General features: G+C 71.1%; 12 protein-coding genes. 6 read left to right on the top strand and 6 right to left on the bottom strand.

Annotated features, from left to right (window positions below):
• Both ABTZ43_RS09475 and nudC read right to left on the bottom strand, forming a co-directional pair.
• Nucleotides 1-735 (bottom strand): UvrD-helicase domain-containing protein (locus ABTZ43_RS09475; protein ID WP_350538610.1); only part of this gene is annotated, 735 nt, incomplete at its 3' end.
• Nucleotides 732-1,634, bottom strand: a complete 903-nt coding sequence (gene nudC / locus ABTZ43_RS09470; RefSeq protein ID WP_056416288.1) for an NAD(+) diphosphatase — start codon at nt 1,632-1,634, stop codon at nt 732-734. The genes nudC and ABTZ43_RS09475, both read right to left, overlap by 4 nt.
• Before the next feature lie 64 nt (nt 1,635-1,698).
• Here nudC and ABTZ43_RS09465 point away from each other — a divergent pair, with 64 nt between their 5' ends.
• Nucleotides 1,699-3,057 (top strand): protein kinase family protein, encoded by a 1,359-nt coding sequence (locus ABTZ43_RS09465; RefSeq protein WP_350538609.1) that lies wholly within the window; start codon nt 1,699-1,701, stop codon nt 3,055-3,057.
• Here the strand turns inward: ABTZ43_RS09465 and ABTZ43_RS09460 are convergent.
• Nucleotides 3,003-6,476: an ATP-dependent helicase gene (locus ABTZ43_RS09460; protein ID WP_502885363.1), complete on the bottom strand. Its 3,474-nt coding sequence runs from the start codon at nt 6,474-6,476 to the stop codon at nt 3,003-3,005. The genes ABTZ43_RS09465 and ABTZ43_RS09460 overlap by 55 nt on opposite strands.
• A gap of 35 nt (nt 6,477-6,511) precedes the next feature.
• Nucleotides 6,512-9,730, bottom strand: coding sequence for an ATP-dependent helicase (locus ABTZ43_RS09455; RefSeq protein ID WP_350538608.1), 3,219 nt, complete (start codon nt 9,728-9,730; stop codon nt 6,512-6,514).
• A gap of 185 nt (nt 9,731-9,915) precedes the next feature.
• Here ABTZ43_RS09455 and ABTZ43_RS09450 point away from each other — a divergent pair, with 185 nt between their 5' ends.
• Nucleotides 9,916-10,140 carry a DUF3107 domain-containing protein gene (locus ABTZ43_RS09450; RefSeq protein ID WP_045255502.1) on the top strand — a complete coding sequence of 75 codons (225 nt, stop codon included), beginning with the start codon at nt 9,916-9,918 and terminating at the stop codon, nt 10,138-10,140.
• Nucleotides 10,141-10,147: 7 nt separating this feature from the next.
• Complete coding sequence (locus tag ABTZ43_RS09445) at nt 10,148-10,435, top strand: hypothetical protein (RefSeq protein WP_056416279.1); 288 nt, start codon at nt 10,148-10,150, stop codon at nt 10,433-10,435.
• Nucleotides 10,436-10,466: 31 nt separating this feature from the next.
• On the opposite strand, the gene ABTZ43_RS09440 is transcribed toward ABTZ43_RS09445, so the two are convergent.
• Nucleotides 10,467-11,180 carry a ferritin-like fold-containing protein gene (locus ABTZ43_RS09440; RefSeq protein ID WP_056416276.1) on the bottom strand — a complete coding sequence of 238 codons (714 nt, stop codon included), beginning with the start codon at nt 11,178-11,180 and terminating at the stop codon, nt 10,467-10,469.
• A gap of 166 nt (nt 11,181-11,346) precedes the next feature.
• On the opposite strand from ABTZ43_RS09440, the gene ABTZ43_RS09435 reads away from it, so the two are divergent.
• Nucleotides 11,347-12,870 (top strand): DEAD/DEAH box helicase, encoded by a 1,524-nt coding sequence (locus ABTZ43_RS09435; RefSeq protein WP_350538607.1) that lies wholly within the window; start codon nt 11,347-11,349, stop codon nt 12,868-12,870.
• Nucleotides 12,871-12,939: 69 nt separating this feature from the next.
• Here ABTZ43_RS09435 and ABTZ43_RS09430 read toward each other — a convergent pair whose 3' ends face one another.
• Nucleotides 12,940-13,815: a PHP domain-containing protein gene (locus ABTZ43_RS09430; RefSeq protein WP_350538606.1), complete on the bottom strand. Its 876-nt coding sequence runs from the start codon at nt 13,813-13,815 to the stop codon at nt 12,940-12,942.
• Nucleotides 13,816-13,903: 88 nt separating this feature from the next.
• Between ABTZ43_RS09430 and ABTZ43_RS09425 the strand changes: the two genes are divergently transcribed.
• On the top strand, nt 13,904-14,932 hold the full coding sequence (locus ABTZ43_RS09425; protein ID WP_350538605.1) for an endonuclease/exonuclease/phosphatase family protein: 1,029 nt from the start codon (nt 13,904-13,906) through the stop codon (nt 14,930-14,932).
• Between the two features lie 37 nt (nt 14,933-14,969).
• Complete coding sequence (locus ABTZ43_RS09420) at nt 14,970-16,391, top strand: aminopeptidase P family protein (protein WP_350538604.1); 1,422 nt, start codon at nt 14,970-14,972, stop codon at nt 16,389-16,391.
• Nucleotides 16,392-16,398 lie beyond the last annotated feature (7 nt).

The raw sequence follows: 16,398 nt of genomic DNA, 5'->3' as shown, positions 1-16,398 counted from the left end.
GGCGTCGCCCACGACACAGATGTCGCGCCGGTCGCCCAGCCAGAGCTCGAGCAGACGGTTCTGCAACGGCGACACGTCCTGATACTCGTCGACCGTGAAGTGCCGATACTGCTCGTGCACCGACGCCGCCACACGGGACTCCGCCTCCAGCATCCCCGCGCACGCCAGCAGGACGTCTTCGAAGTCCAGCTGATGCCGTTCGTCCTTCAGGGCCTCGTAGCGCTGCTGCAGCTCCACCAGCTGCTGCGTGTCGACACCGCTCACCGACCGCCCGAGGGCCGCGTGCGCGTCGACCGAGAGCATCGACACCTTGCGCCACTCGATCTCGGAGGCGATGTCGCGCAGCGTGGCGGTGCTCGGGCGCAGGCGCATGGCGTCGGCGGCCTGCCCCAGCATCCGCACCTTGTTGTCGATGATCGACGGAGCGGGAGCGCCCGCAAGGGTCGGCCAGAAGAAGTTCAGCTGCGCCAGAGCGGCCGCATGGAAGGTCCGCGCGGCGACGCCCTCGACGCCCAGCGCCCGCAGGCGCCCCCGCAGCTCTCCCGCCGCCTTGGCGGTGAACGTCACCGCCATCACGCGCGAGGGCGAGTACGCTCCGGTGTCCACGCCGTGGGCGATCCGGTGGGTGATCACGCGGGTCTTCCCCGTGCCGGCGCCCGCGAGCACCGCGACAGGTCCGCGCAGCACGGATGCCGCCTCCCGCTGCCGTTCGTCGAGTGCGTCGAGCGCGCTCACGCGCGCTCCTCGAACCACGACACGATCAGCGCACGGGCGATGGACGACGGGCCAGGAAGGCCGACGGGTCCGTCACCGGCGAGAGCGGAACCGATCTCCGCCCGGGTGAACCACCGCGCGTCGATGATCTCCTCGCCGTCCGGACGCACATCGCCCTCGTCGAGGACGACCGCACGGAAGCCCAGCATCAGCGAGCGGGGGAAGGGCCACGGCTGCGAGGAGACGTAGCGCAGAGAGGCCAGTCGGACGCCGGACTCCTCTTCGAGCTCGCGGTGCACGGTGGCCTCGAGCGACTCCCCCGCCTCCGTGAATCCCGCGAAGCAGGAGTACATGCGGCCTCCCCAGTTCGCGTTGGCGCCGAGCAGCAGACGCTCGCCGTCGGCGCTCTCCACGGCCACGATGACCGCGGGGTCCGTGCGCGGGAAGTGCTCGCGCCCGCAGACGAGGCAGTGCCTCGACCACCCCGCCTGTCGGAGCTCGGTGCCTCCGCCGCACGACGGGCAGAACGGCGCGTCCCGCAGCCAGCCGCCCAGGGCGAGAGCCTCGATGAGCAGCTCGGTCTCGTCGGCGGCGAGGCGGGCACCCAGATCGCGCAGACCCAGCCACATCTCATCCGGGGCCGTATCGACGCTCTCGGTCTCGGGCTCAGGCGGCAGGACGGCCAACAGGATGGCGTGGCCGTCGGGGTCACGACCCAGCAGAGCCCAGGTGGCGTCGACGATCTCCTCTGCGGGAACCCGTAGGAGCGCGGCATGATCGACGTCGCCGTCCGCGATGCGCACCCGACCGCCACGCGTGGCGATCACCCGGGTCGTGCGGTCGGCGCGGAGCCGGTCGATGAGTCCTGGCTCGCCCCTCAGGTCCGCGGCGCGGTCGAGAGACGTGGTCTTCATGGTCATCGGCTCCCTCTCTCACGGGCGTGGCGGAAGCGGGACCGCCCCTGCGTCCACCTACCCTGGGGGTATGCGACGCTCTCCTTTCACTCTAGCCGCGGCGGTGACTGCCGCACTGCCGGGCGCGGAGGTGACCGGAGCCCGCGCGCTGAGCGCCGACGGCGACGGACGCTTCGATTCCGCCGTCGCCACGCTCGCCGATGGACGCGAACTCGCGATCCGCGTCGCGGACGACGACGAGACCGCCAGTGAACTCGCCGCAGAGGCGCTCGCGCTTCGCGCGCTCACGGCCGGTGCGCGCGCGATGCTGCCCTTCCGCGCGCCCGAGTACATCGGCGAGACCCGTCTGGGCGACTCCCGTGCGCTCGTGACCGAGTTGCTGCCCGGATTCCAGATCGAGGCGGCCATGGTCCCGGCGGGACGCGGCGCGGCCGAATCGATGGGCACCGCGATCGCCGCCGTGCACACCCTGCCGACGTCGGTCGTGCGCGGAGCCGGCCTCGCCACCCGCTCGGCGCAGGAGAGCCGCGACGAGCTCATCCGCCTCGTCGATGCCGCGGCATCCACCGGTCGTGTCCCGGCCCGCCTGACGATCCGCTGGCGCGACGCCGTCGCGGACGACGACCTGTGGCGTTACGAGTCGACCGTGGTGCTCGGGGGCGTCCAATCCACCTCCTTCCTCTTCCGCGACGACCCGGATCTCGGCCCCGAGGTCACCGGTCTCATCGGCTGGCACTCGCTGTCCGTCGGCGACCCCGCCATCGACCTCTCGTGGCTCTCGGCGGCCCCCGACGCGGCGGATGACGTGCATGCGGCGTACGCCAGGGCCGCCGACCGCGGCACCGACGCCGCACTCGAGGTCCGTGCGCGGTTGCACGCCGAGCTGGAGTTCGCCCGCTGGCTCGTGCACGGCGACTCGCTGCGTCGGCAGGACATCGTCGATGACGCCGCCGCGCTGCTCGAGTCGCTCGCCGACGGCCTGCACGACGACGACCTCGGCGTGATCGCCTCGCGACGTGACGGTGTCGACTCGGCACTCGACGCATTGGACCGGGTGCCTGCCGCCGCCGTCGCGGACGTGGACACGTCGATGCAGACCGATGCGTACAACCCGAACGAGCTGTGGCACGACGAAGACGCCACCGGAGACATGTCCGATGCCGCTGCAGAGGCCGCGCGCCGTATGCAGGTGGGCAGCCTCGCGACCGAGGACCTCTCGTCCGTGCGCGCGGACGAGCACCGGGATCAGGCACCGGGACGCCCGGGTGACGCGCAGCGCAGTGACGATGCCGTCGATGCGCGCCCGTCGGGTGACACCGCCTACGGATCGGACGAGTCGTCCCCCGAGGACGAGGCTCACCCCGAGGACGAGGCTCAGCGCGCGGCGCGTGCTGCGCTCCAACGCTGGAAGAGCTCGGACTCGGAGTAGATCCGATCACCGCGGATGATCAGGTCGTCGGCGACGTAGTAGAGCGCCACGTCGATCTCCTCGAGCGGCACCCCGAAACGGCGATGGTAGGCGAGCCGGTAGAGCGCGAGCTGCAGCATCCGCTCCTCTCTCTCCTGCGCCGTGCGCGGGGCCTTTCCCGTCTTCCAGTCGACGATCTCGATACGACCACCGCGGTCCTCCCTGCGGTACACGGCGTCGAGCTTGCAGATCACGATGTGGCCGTCGTCGCCCGAGGCCGCGCCTCCCCCGAGTGCGAAGTCGATCTCGATCTCGACGGCGAGGGGCTGCCGTCCCGCCCATTCGCTGCGCTCGAAGATCTCCTGGAGCGTCTCGAGATCGGCCGCATCCGCCGGCGAGACCACCGCGCCTCCGATGTCCTGCCCGAAGGGGGCGTCGTCTTCGTCGTCGATCTCCCAGAGGGCCTCGTCGACGCGCCGCCCCACTCCGACGAGTTCGCTCCGACGCTCCACCCAGGCATGGAAGAGCGTGCCCAGACGGGTCTGCCGGTACGGCCGCTCCGGCATGGGGCGGACGATCGATGACAGCGTGCCGCCGAAGTCCGTGACGTAGTCCTTGAAGCGAGAGGCGGGGACGCGGGTGGGCGGCGGTGCGTCGGTCCCTCGCATGCGCGCGGCTCGTTCGGCCAGGAGCCTCGACAGCTCGGGAGAGGCGGCCGGCTCGCTCTCTGCGGCCGCCCGAACCGCCGATGCCGCGGCCTCCACGACCCGTCGACGCGCGCCGAGGGGATCGAGCGGCCAGGTCAGCGTCGCCCCCGGCCCCTCGTAGGGGTTCTCGTCGGGGTCGACCGGATCCACCGGTTCGAGGCCGAGGATCTCCATCGCCTCGACGAGATAGGCGCTCGGCACCCGCGGCGACTTCTGCCCGGCCCAGTGCGAGCCGCTCAGGAGCAGATCCGTGCGGGCGCGCGTCACGGCGACGTACGCGAGCCGTCGCTCCTCCTGCTGCTGATAATCGCGGTACGCGTTCTTGAAGCGGCGAAGCGCCCCACCCTGAGGCTGCGCCTTGGATATCCCGCCCGACAGCGACGACTGGGCGAGCGCCTGGCGCCTCTTCGGATCGGTCTCGTCGCCGACGGCGGACTCCGGGTCCCAGTCGAAACGCGGCAGCGCATCGCGGTCGCCGCGCAGCGCGAACGGCACGACACCGAATCCGAACCATCCCGACGTGTCCGAGACGCGGCCGGGGAGCTCATCGGCCACCAGCCTCACGACCGCGACCGAATCCCATTCCAGCCCCTTCGAGCCGTGGATGGTCAGCAGCTGCACCACTCCCGGCTCCGGGGGTTCGGGGCGCGGCATCAGCTCGTCGGTGCTCTCGGCCTTGTCGAGCCAGGCGAGCAGGCTGCCGATCGTGCCTCGCTCGTCGGCCGACAGGAATGCGCGCACCTCGTCGGAGAACGCGCGCAGCTGCGTGGCCGCGACCCGTGCGGGGCCGCGGGTCTCGTTCGCCGCGAGTTCGATGTCGAGTCGCAGCTCGAGCTCGATCAGACGGATCAGCTCGGGGATCGGCTGGGAGGTGGCTCGACGCAATCGCTCGAGCATCTCTCCGGCGGCGCGGATGCGTGAGCGCCCCATCGCGCTGATGCCCTCGAGCAGTCGGTAGTCGTCGCGCACGGCGCGGACGATGTCGACCGCATCGACGATCGACACGGCTTCATCCGCCCCGCGGGACGAGCGCAGTCGCACGCGCACCTCTTCGGGCAGGGGCATCATCGCGGTGTCGCGTTCGGCGAGCGTGCGCCCGAGATCGTAGAGCGCCGCCATGTCGGCCACCCCCACCGCGAAGCGCGGTCCGGTGAGCAGCCGTATCAGCGCCGATCCCGCGGTCGGGTCGTGCACGACCCGCAGCGTCGAGACCACGTCGACCACCTCGGGCGTGGTCAGCAGCCCGCCGAGGCCGAGGATGCGGTGCGGTATCCCCCGCGCCGCGAGGGCGGCCGCGAACGTCTGCATGTGGCGCTTCGACCGGAACAGGATGGCACCGGTGTGCGGTGAGCCCGACACCGCGGCGTGCGCGACACGGCGATCGGCGAACCAGTCCGCGACCTGCTCCGCCTCGTCATCGACGGTGAAGGGGAACCGCACGTCCACCGCCCCCGCTCCCGCTCCGGGGCGAGGCTCGAGCGGTGGCACGTCGAGCGCGGGACGCCGCAGCGGCTCGAGAACGCGGTTCGCGACGTCGAGGATGCGGGTGTCGTTGCGCCAGCTCGTCATCAGACTGTAGGTCTGCGCGTCCTGCGAGGCACTCGAGAAGGTGCGGGAGAACGCGTAGAGGTTGTCGGCGCTCGCACCGCGCCAGCCGTAGATCGACTGGTGCGGGTCGCCCACAGCCATGACCGCGGAGTCGCGGAACAGCTCGGCGAGGAACCGCGTCTGGATGACGGAGGTGTCCTGGTATTCGTCGAGCAGCACCACGCGATGCTGCTCGCGCAGGGCGGCACGCACATCCGGTGCCGACTCGACGATGTCGTAGGCGCCGCCGACCTGGTCGGCGAAGTCCAGCACCCCCCGGCGCTCCTTCTCGGCGATGTACTCCCGCACGAGTTCGGCGAGGGCTTCCAGGCTCCGGAGGTTGCTCGCCGCCTTCTCGACGTCGGCATTGCCGCGGTAGGGCTCGAACTGCCCGGCCTGCTCTCGGGCGAGGGCGACGGCGCGATCGAGGTCGACCCTGTGGTCGAGCACGTCGCCGGCCAGGCGCTGCACGGCGTCGATCACCGTGCCGAGCGCGAAGTCGATGTCCTCCAGCTCGGGCAGGTCGGAGCGGAGCACGACCTCGCGCGCGAGCATCCAGGACGCCGCCTGGCTGAGCATCGCGACGTCCGTGTCACGACCGATGCGAGCGGCATGCTCCCGCACGATGCCGTCGGCGAAGGCGTTGTAGGTCGACACCGTGGGCCGGATCATCAGCTCCTCGGCGGCGCGCGGCGTGGCCGGATCCCAGCCCGTGCCGTGCTGCGCCGCGAGCTCGTCGAGCACGTGCAGACGCACCAGCTCACGCTGCCGTCCCGGTGCCGCGTCGTCGACGCGTCGGAGTGCGCCGGACGACACGATCTCGGGCAGGAACGGCAGCAGTCCGCGCCGTCCGTACTCATCGATGACGGCCAGCCGTGCGCCGATGCGCTCGGCCAGCTCGCCGGCGGCCTTGCGTGTGAAGGTGAGTCCGAGGACCTCGTCTCGACGCACGTGACCGTTCGCGACGAGCCACACGACACGACCCGACATCGTCTCGGTCTTCCCGCTGCCCGCGCCCGCGACGACGAGAGCGGGCGTCGGCGGCGCTTCGATCACACGCTGCTGCGCGGGAGTGGGGGGCGGCTGCCCGAGCGCGGCCGCGACGTCCGTCGCGGAGATCCCTCGTGTGCCTGGCCAGTGTCCGATCTCCGCGGCGGCGGCCACCGGCACCGCGTCGAGGCTCACGAGCTCACCGCCGGCACCGTATGGATGCGGCACGGATTCACCCGACGCTGCGTGTCGGCGCAGTGCGACTCGACCTGCGCGGTGAAGCTCGACGCCGACATCCCCCTCGCCGCCTCGCCGACGCGCCGGAGGAACGCTTCTCTGGCCTCATCGCCCAGGGTGTGCTGGTGAGCCACCCGGTAGTCGCTCTTCGCCAGCGTCTTCGAGACGATCACGAGGCGGGCCCCCGCGAGCGCATCTGCGGGCGCGCCCTCGATGAGTCCCTGCTGCACGGCGACCTGATACGCCGCGAGCTGCGCGTGCTCGGTCACGGCAGGGTCTGACTCGGGATCGCTCCGCCCGGTCTTGAGATCGACGACGACCACCCGCTCGCGACCCGCGTCGCCCTCGATGGGCTGCCACTTCTGACCTCGTGCATGAGGATGATCACCCGCCCCCGGCGGGTACAGCTCGACACGGTCGATGTAGCCGTGGATGACGGCCCGGTTCGCGGCGTCTTCGTCGACGGGGTGCACGCCCGGCGGGGCGTCGGTGTCGCCGGCGACGTCGACCGCGAACCGGAACTCCACCTCGCTGGCGAGCTCCCGGCCGCCGTCGCGGCGCACATCACCGAGATAGGTGTGCAGGCGATCGACGAGGATGTCGGCACGTCGGCGCTCCTTGCGTCCGATCCACGCGGTCTCGAAGTCGAGCTCCGGCCAGTGCTCGGCCACGACCTCCCGCATCCGCTCGAGGTCACCGTCGGGCACCTTCTCCATCGCCTCGTGGATGATCGTGCCGATGCCCGCGGTCGGAGGCATCACCGTGTCGCCGCCCAGCGCGGAGACCGCCCAGTTCAGACCGCACTCCTCGTACGACTCCATCCTCGACGGCGACACGCGGGCGCCCTCCGTCGCGAGGTCTCGCAGCGCGCTGACCGTCGACGGCGCCGCGATGCCGTACCAGTCGGCCGGGTCCGCTCCGGGGACGCCCTCCCTCGCCAGCACGGCGAGCTGACCTGCGGCCTCGCGTCGATCCGCCGCCGACGCGGAGGAGGTCAGCACTCGTCGGTGACGGGCGACGAGTCCGCGCAGGGTGAGCGGATGCTCGGCGGAGGCGTGCAGGCCCGGGGGCTCGGGTGGCGGGAGGAAGGCGAAGAACGGGCTGGGGGTCAGATCGTCGTCGTCGACCGCGGTGATGAGGAGCCGCCGCTGCGCCCGCGAGATGGCGCGCACAAAGAGTCGCAGCTCGTCGTGGAGTGCGGTGCGGCGGCGATCGAGGACACCCGGCGCGTGCTCCGCCGTCCCGGTCCTCGCCGCGATGAGCGCATCCGCCAGACGCCAGGTCTGCAGCAGTCCGCCCCGCAGACGCACGTTCGGCCAGATGCCGTCCTGCACCCCGGCGACCACGACGGCGTCGTATTCGGTGCCGAGCGCCGTGGCGGGCGTGAGCAGGGTCACCCTGCCCGGCCGGTCGGGGCTCGAGAGGGAGTCCTCGGGGACCTCGCTGTCGAGCACGTCGCGCACGAACACCTCCGCCCTCTCGTTCGGGGTGCGCTCGACGAAGCGCTTGGCGGCGCCGAACAGGGCGACGAGCGCGTCGAGGGCGCGTGCGGTCTCGGCACCGCTCGCCTGCAGCGACATCTCGCGCCAGGCGATCTGCAGCTTCCGCCCGTCGACCGCGCGTGCGGCGTCCCAGACCCGCCAGAGCAGGTCGTGGATCGTCTCGCCCGCCGCGGCCCCCGCCGACACCTCGGCGACGGTCTGCGCGAAGCGCGCCGCCGTGCGGGACTCCTGGGCGTCGATCAGCTCGAGGTGCGCCGGTGCCGTCAGCGCCTGCACCAGCAGTTCGCGCGCCGGAGTAGACCCGCCGTGCCCGAGCTCGAGATGCCGCAGCCGCGCGCGCAGCCGCCGGAGCCCGATCGCGTCCATCCCGCCGAACGGCGTGCGCAGTGCCTCCTCCCAGTCCTGCGCGGTGCGCTCGTCGGGAGGAATGAGCGCCAGGCGGACGACCCCCACGATGTCGCGCACGACCGACTCGCTGCCGAGCGGTCGCTGCACCCCCGCCGCCCTGGTCGGGATCTCCCGTGCGGCGAGCTCGGCCTCGAGCTCGCTCACCTGGCGGGTGTCGTGGGCGATCACCGCCATCCGGTCCCAGGGCACGTCGTCGCTCAGATGCCATCCGCGCATGACCCCCGCGATGCGGTCGAGCTCCTCGTAGGGAGAGGGAGCCACGAATGTCGCGACCGTGGCGGGCGTCTCCGTCGCATCCGGCGGCAGCGGCGCTCGGCGGTGCTCGACGCGCCCCGAGACGCCGATCGCCTGGGTGACCGTGCGCGTGAGCGCGGTGAGTGCGGGCTCCTGACGGTGGGTGTCGTCGAGCACGTGCACCGCGCCGAGTTCCGCGGCGAGGTCGGCGAAGAGCTCGGGACTCGCACCGCGGAACGCCCCCGAGGAGATGTCGGGGTCGCCGAAGGCGAACACCGCGATCCCGCGTCGCCGCAGGGCCTGCACGACGGCCACGCCCCCGCGCGTGAGCTCCTGAGCGTCGTCGATCAGCACCACGGCCAGGTCGGAGAGCGGTCCGAGAGCCGCCGCGTCGGCGGTCTGCAGGATCGTGCTGGCCTCGGCGAGAAGATCGGCCGCGTCGCGATGGGAGGCGCGCGCCATGTCGAGCACCGCCCGGTACTCGACGAGGAAGTCGGCGGCCGCCGTCCAGACCGGATCGCCCGTCGCCCGCAGTTCGGCGGGCCGGGCGCCGAGCTCGACGCAGGCGTCGATGAACGCCCGCAGCTCCGAACGGAACCCCTTCGATGCCCGGACGGAGGGACTCAGGGCCTCGGGCCAGTCGATGTGCGCGTCTTCGGTGTCGCCCGCGAGCAGCTCGGAGATCAGCCGGTCCTGATCGGCACCGGTCAGCAGCGCCGGCGGCTCCGCTCCGGCGCGGACCATCGCTCCGCGCACGATCTGGAAGGCGAAGGAGCCGAGCGACCGGGCCAGCGGTCCGGGGGTGGCCTGGGCGATGCGCACACCGATCCGGTCGCGCAGCGCGGTGGCGGCCTGTCTGCTGGGCGTGAGCACGAGAACCTGCTCGGGACGCATCCCGACCGTGTCGAGGAGCCGCACCACGCGCTCGGTGAGCGCGCGGGTCTTGCCCGTGCCCGGCGCACCGATGACGACTGCGGATGCCGTCGCATCGGCGCCGATCACGGCGTTCTGCGCGGCATCCTCTGTCATGTCCTCCACGCTACTGGGGCCCGGGGACATCGTCGGCTCCGGCGATCCGGCACCCCTGTGCGCTCAGGGCGAAACCGGGCGTGCGGAGGATCCCCGCCGGTCCGCGCCCGGTAGAGTTGGGCGCAGTCGTCGACCTCCGTGGTCGACTCGACCGCAGCATCGTCGACTGGAAAACAGGAGTACGCGTGGAAATCCGCATCGGCATCACCAACACCGGCCGCGAGCTCAGCTTCGAGACCGCCTCGAGCGCGGACGAGGTCCGCAGCCAGGTCTCCTCGGCTCTCGAGCAGAACACGGCCCACCTGAGCTTCTCCGACGTCAAGGGCAACTCGTACCTGGTCCCGACCGCGAACCTCGCGTACATCGAGCTCGGCACCGAGGAGTCCCGTCGCGTCGGCTTCTTCGCCTGACACCGCGATGTACATCCTGCTCGCACTCATCGGGGCGTGCGTCCTCGGCGTCGCCGCCCATTTCCTGATCGGCGGGCGGGAGCTCCGAGGAGTCGCCCTGACCCCGGCGATCGCCACAGCTCTGTCCGCTGTCGTCTACACCGGGCTGCAGTGGCTCGGCGTCGGCGAGGACAACCTCTGGCTGTGGGTCGCGAGCGTGCTCGGCTCCGTCGTGGTCGCCGCGGCGCTGACGATCGCCATCGTCGCGGCGCGCACCCGAGCGGATGCCGAGAACAAGGCCGCCCTCGGCATCTGATCCCGGCGCGACCGCCCAGCCCGGGAGTCGATCAGGACGCGAGTCCCATCGCGTCCATCCGCCGGGCGTGAGCACCCATGAGCTCGGTGTAGACCAGTTCGACCCTGTCCTCGCTCATCGCCGCGAGCTCGGGCTGACGCAGAGCCGACCGGCACACGAGGATCGTGTCGCCGACCAGGCGGCGCGCCCACATCGACAGCAGCGAGCGCCATTCCCCGTCTCCGTCGATCGTCTCCTGGATGATCGCGACGATCTCGTGCCTGGCGTCGTCCTCGCCGAGGATCGCGGCGACCCGCTCCCCCGTCTCGCCGTAGCTCGAGGCGAGTGCGAAGTAGAAGTCGTCGAGCATCCCCGCCGTGATGTAGACGGCCAGGAGCGTCTCGCGCGGCCGTGCGCCGATCGTCTTGCGTCGGAACGCGTCGAGGTTCTCGCGGAACGGCAGCATGAGCTGCGTCGGGTCGTCGCCGCGCGCGGCGATGAGGTCGACGATGGCCCGGTGCTTGGTCAGGGCGGCGCCCGCCGCTCGGGAGAGGGACTCCTTCTCGCTCAGCTCGGGGGTCGCTCTGATCAACCGGGTGAGCGTCTCGAAGTAGCCGAGCTGCAGATAGGCGGCCTGCCCGAGGAATCGCGGCAGCTCGGGGGCGAGCTCGGCGAAGTCGACGCGGGTCGCCGCACCCTGATCACCGCGACTGCGCAACGTCATCGTGCGTCGGGGCGCCCTACGCCTCCAGAACCAGTTCACCACGGGCTTCACATTACTCGGACGACGCGCACTTCCTGTCCGGGCGACCCCCTCGGGTAGGCTGTCGTTGTCCCCGCCGTCGGAGCGGGGCCCGCGCCTGTGGCACAAGAGACGGCGTGGATCCGTGAACATGGCGATCTTCGCAGGTCGCCGGACAGGCATCTGAACATTGACTACCTTCGCTGATCTCGGAATCGATCCGGACATCGTCGACGCACTCGCCGCCAAGGGCATCGTCGACGCCTTCCCGATCCAGGAGCAGACCATCCCCCTCGGCCTTCCCGGCCAGGACATCATCGGCCAGGCAAAGACCGGAACCGGCAAGACCTTCGGCTTCGGCATCCCCGTCGTCCAGCGACTGGGGCTGAACCCCGAGCACGGCGTCAAGGCCCTCATCGTGGTGCCGACGCGTGAGCTCGCGGTGCAGGTGTACGAGGACATCGACCTGCTGACCAGCAACCGCTCGACGAGCGTCGTCGCCATCTACGGCGGCAAGGCCTACGAGGGCCAGATCGACCAGCTCAAGGCCGGAGCGCAGATCGTCGTCGGCACCCCCGGTCGACTCATCGACCTCGCGGGTCAGCGACTGCTCGACCTCTCGAACGCGACCGAGGTCGTTCTCGACGAGGCCGACAAGATGCTCGACCTCGGCTTTCTCGCCGACATCGAGAAGATCTTCCAGAAGGTCCCCGCGGTGCGTCACACCCAGCTGTTCTCGGCGACCATGCCCGGACCGATCGTGGCGCTCGCGCGCCGGTTCATGACGAACCCGATCCACATCCGCGCGAACGACCCCGACGAGGGGCTCACGCAGGCCAACATCAAGCACCTCGTCTACCGCGCGCACTCGCTCGACAAGGATGAGATCATCGCCCGCATCCTGCAGGCGGAAGGTCGCGGCAAGACCGTGATCTTCACCCGCACGAAGCGTGCGGCGCAGCGCCTCGTCGACGAGCTCGGCGACCGCGGCTTCAACGTCGGCGGCGTGCACGGCGACATGGGTCAGGATCAGCGCGAGCGCTCGATGGCCGCGTTCAAGGCCGGCAAGCGCGACGTGCTCGTCGCGACCGATGTCGCGGCCCGCGGTATCGACGTCGACGACGTGACCCACGTCATCAACCACACGATCCCCGACGAGGACAAGACGTACCTGCACCGTGCCGGCCGGACCGGCCGCGCCGGCAAGACCGGCATCGCGGTGACCTTCGTCGACTGGGAGGACCTGCACAAGTGGGCGCTGATCAACCGCGCCCTCGAGTTCGGTCAGCCCGAGCCGGTCGAGACCTACTCGTCGAGCCCGCACCTGTTCGAAGAGCTGAACATCCCGGCGGGCACAAAGGGACGCCTCGTGTCCGCACCCAAGACGCAGTCGGTGAAGACCGAGCGGTCGCCGCGCCCCGAGCGCGCCGCCGTCGTAGCAGCCGAGGGCACGGACGAGGGCGGAACCCGCCGTCGTCGGCGTCGCCGCGGCGGCGCGAACCCGGTGGGTTCGACGTTCGCGGAGGGCGCGGAGACGACGACCTCGACGGATTCGCCGTCCGACTCGTCGGCCGACCGCAGCGCCGAGGGCGCCGGAACGCACGACGGCGCCGGCAAGGAGCACCACGACGGAAAGCCCGCTCCGGCTCGTCGCCGTCGCCGCCGCCGCGGCGGCTCGGGGGGCGCGGGAGCAGCTCCGGTCGTCGGCGCCTGAGCGCCACCCCGACGGATCGATGAGAGGGGCGGATGTCGCAGACGCGGCATCCGCCCCTTCGTCTTCCTTTCAGGGATACCGCGGCGACGACCCGGAGGCCCGCTCGATCAACCGCTCCACCATGGCATCCGCTGTCGTGTTCTCGCCCGGGAGGTTCGGCTTGCCGGTGCCGTGGTAGTCGCTGGAGCCGGTGACGATCAGGTCGTGCGCGGCGACGACCGCGCGCAGCGTCCTCTTGCCGGCTTCGGTGTTCTCGCGGTGGTCGATCTCGAATCCGCCGAGGCCCGCGGCGATCAGCGTCTCGAGGAACGACACCGGCATCATGCGGTCGCGTCCGACGGTGACCGGGTGCGCGATGATCGCGACTCCCCCGGCATCCGTGATCAGCCGCACCGCGGTCAGCGGATCGGGGGCGTAGTGCGGCTCGTAGTGTCCCTCACGCGGATGCAGGATGCCGTCGAACGCCTCTGTGCGGTCCTTGACGATCCCGCGGGCGACGAGCGCATCGGCGATGTGCGGCCGGCCGACGGTGGCATCCGGCGTCGTCTGGGCGAGGACGTCGTCCCAGTCGAGGTCGTAGTCGCGCCCGATGCTGCGGACGATGCGCTCCGCGCGCCCGATGCGGTCGTCGCGGATCCGATCGGTCTCGGCCCGCAGCGCCGGATCGAGCGGATCGAACAGGTAGCCGAGCACGTGCACGCTGCGCCATTCGTGCTTCGCGGAGAGTTCCATGCCGGGGATGAACGTCATGCCCAGCTCGGCCGTCGCCGCGGCGGCCTCGTCCCACCCGGTGGTGCGGTCGTGGTCGGTCAGCGCCATCGTCCGCACGCCGAATCGCTGCGCCTGGCGCACCACCTCCGCCGGCGGTTCCGTGCCGTCGGAGTGGTTGGAATGCATGTGCAGGTCGGCGGGACCGGCGAAGCGGGCGGAACGAGCGAGAGCCATCCTCCGAGCGTACCGACGACAGCGCGGCCCGGGGCTCCGTGCTCACCGCGGCAGGGTCTTCACAGCGACGCCTTCTAGGCTGGAGCGGATGCTTCGACTACTGGGGATTCTCGTCACGGTGCTGCTCGCGATCGCGACGGCGATCGCGGTGTGGCCGCAGTTCTTCCACCTCGAGCAGACCTACCCGTTCGCGCAGATCGTCGCGGCCAGGGGCGTCGTGCTCGCGGCCTTCCTCGTGGCCGCGGTGGTCGCTCTGCTGCTCCTGCTCGCCAGGCCGCTGCGCGGCTTCGCGGCGTCCGTGCTGATCATCGCGCTGATCGGCGCCGGTGCGACGGGACTCATCGGGCTCCAGCGCGGATTCGGCGGCGACACGCTCCCGGCGGCGACCGACACGAGCATCCGCGTGCTCACCTGGAACACCGCGGGCGACGAGGTCTCGGCCGACGAGGTGGCGGGGCAGATCCTCGAGCGCGGCGCCGACATCGTCGCCCTCCCCGAGACCACGGAGGAGGTCGGCGAGCAGATCGCCGTGTCGCTGCGGGATCAGGGGCATCCGATGTGGGTGCATCACGTGCAGTTCCAGCCGGATGTCGTCGACGGTCCGAAGTCGTGGCACACCACGGTCCTCGTCTCCCCCGACCTCGGCGAGTACTCGGTGATCCCGTCGTCGGAGGACGGCTCGAACAACACCGGCTCCGTCCCCAGCGTGGTGCTGATGCCGGTCGACCCGAACGCCGGAGGACCGGCGATCGTCGCCGTGCATGCCGTGGCACCGCGCATGGAGGACATGGCGCAGTGGCAGAGCGATCTGCGCTGGATCGCCGATCAGTGCCCGACGGGCGACTTCATCCTCGCCGGCGATTTCAACGCCACGATCGACCACATGGCGGGTCTCGGCGTCGACGGCGGCGACATGGGGTACTGCAGGGATGCCGCCTCGCGCACCGGGAACGGCTACAGCGGAACCTGGCCGAGCTCGCTCCCGGCGCTGCTGAGCACCCCCATCGACCACGTGATGGCATCACCGAACTGGGTACCCACCGGGTCCGTGGTGATCGACGACGCCACCGGAAGCGACCACCGAGGACTCGTGGTGCAGCTCGAGCCCGCAGGCTGAGATCCCGCGCGCTCCGCGCAGGTGACAGACTGGAGCGATGAGCACCGCAGAACGCGACACGATCGCAGAGCCCACGACAGAGACCACCGTCGAAGCGACGACCACGAACCGCAAGCAGCCGTTCCCCCGCGGCTTCCTCGACACGATCTCGACGGGATGGGCCGAGCGCCCGGAGTCGGTTCCGGCTCCCCGACCGCAGGCGTCGTTCGCCGCGACGCGTCGCGCCGCCGTCTCCGCAGCCTTCCCCGGCCGGCGTCTGGTCATCCCCGCGGGCTCGCTCAAGCAGCGCAGCAACGACACCGACTACCCGCACCGCGCGCACTCCGCGTTCGCACACCTCACCGGCTGGGCGGCAGACGCCGAGCCAGACTCGGTGCTCGTGTTCGAGCCGACCGACGGCGGACACGACGTCACTCTGTACTTCCGCGAGCGCGCCGACCGCACGACGACCGAGTTCTATGCCGACGCGACCGTCGGCGAGTTCTGGATCGGCCCCCGCCCCTCGCTCGCGGGCGTCGCCGCCGACCTCGACATCGCCACCGAGCACCTCGACCGCTACGCCGGCGTCGACGGCGAGCTGGTGCTGGAGGAGGACGACGACCTCACTCGTTTCGTCTCCGAGCTGCGTCTGATCAAGGACGAGTTCGAGATCGCCGAGATGCGCCGCGCCGTCGACATCACCGCCCAGGGGTTCGACGATGTCATCCGCTCTCTTCCCGACGCGATCGCGCACGCCCGCGGCGAGCGCGTCGTCGAGGGCGTCTTCCATCGCCGCGCCCGCGAGGACGGGAACGGCGAGGGCTACGACACCATCGCCGCATCGGGCCCGCACGCCTGCTACCTGCACTGGACGCGCAACGACGGCACCGTGGTGCCCGGCGACCTGATCCTCGTGGATGCCGGCGTCGAGGCCGACAGCCTCTACACCGCCGACATCACCCGCACCCTTCCGGTCTCGGGCACGTTCACCGACGTCCAGCGCCGCGTGTACGAGACCGTGCGCGAGGCGGCGGACGCCGCCTTCGCCGCCGCACGCATCGGGGTGCGCTTCCGCGAGGTGCACGAAGCCGCGATGCGCGTGATCGCCGAGCGCGTGGCCGAGTGGGGTCTGCTCCCCGTCACCGCCCAGGAGGCGCTCGACGGCGACGCCGGCGGACACCACCGTCGGTACATGGTCCACGGCACGTCGCACCACCTCGGCATCGACGTGCACGACTGCGCGCAGGCCCGACGCGAGATGTACTACGACGGGATCCTGGCACCGGGGATGGTGTTCACGATCGAGCCCGGCCTGTACTTCCAGATCGACGACCTCACCGTTCCGGTCGAGTACCGCGGCATCGGCGTGCGGATCGAGGACGACATCCTGATGACGGAGGACGGACCGGTCAACCTCTCGGCGGACATCCCCCGCACCGCCGACGAGGTCGAGGCCTGGATCGCTCGGGTCCAGGGCTGACCTCGAG

The sequence above is a fragment of the Microbacterium sp. NPDC097977 genome, from assembly GCF_040302605.1.
Lineage (GTDB): Bacteria > Actinomycetota > Actinomycetes > Actinomycetales > Microbacteriaceae > Microbacterium.
Note: the sequence above shows the minus strand (reverse complement) of the source record. Positions and strands in the feature narration are given on the sequence as shown.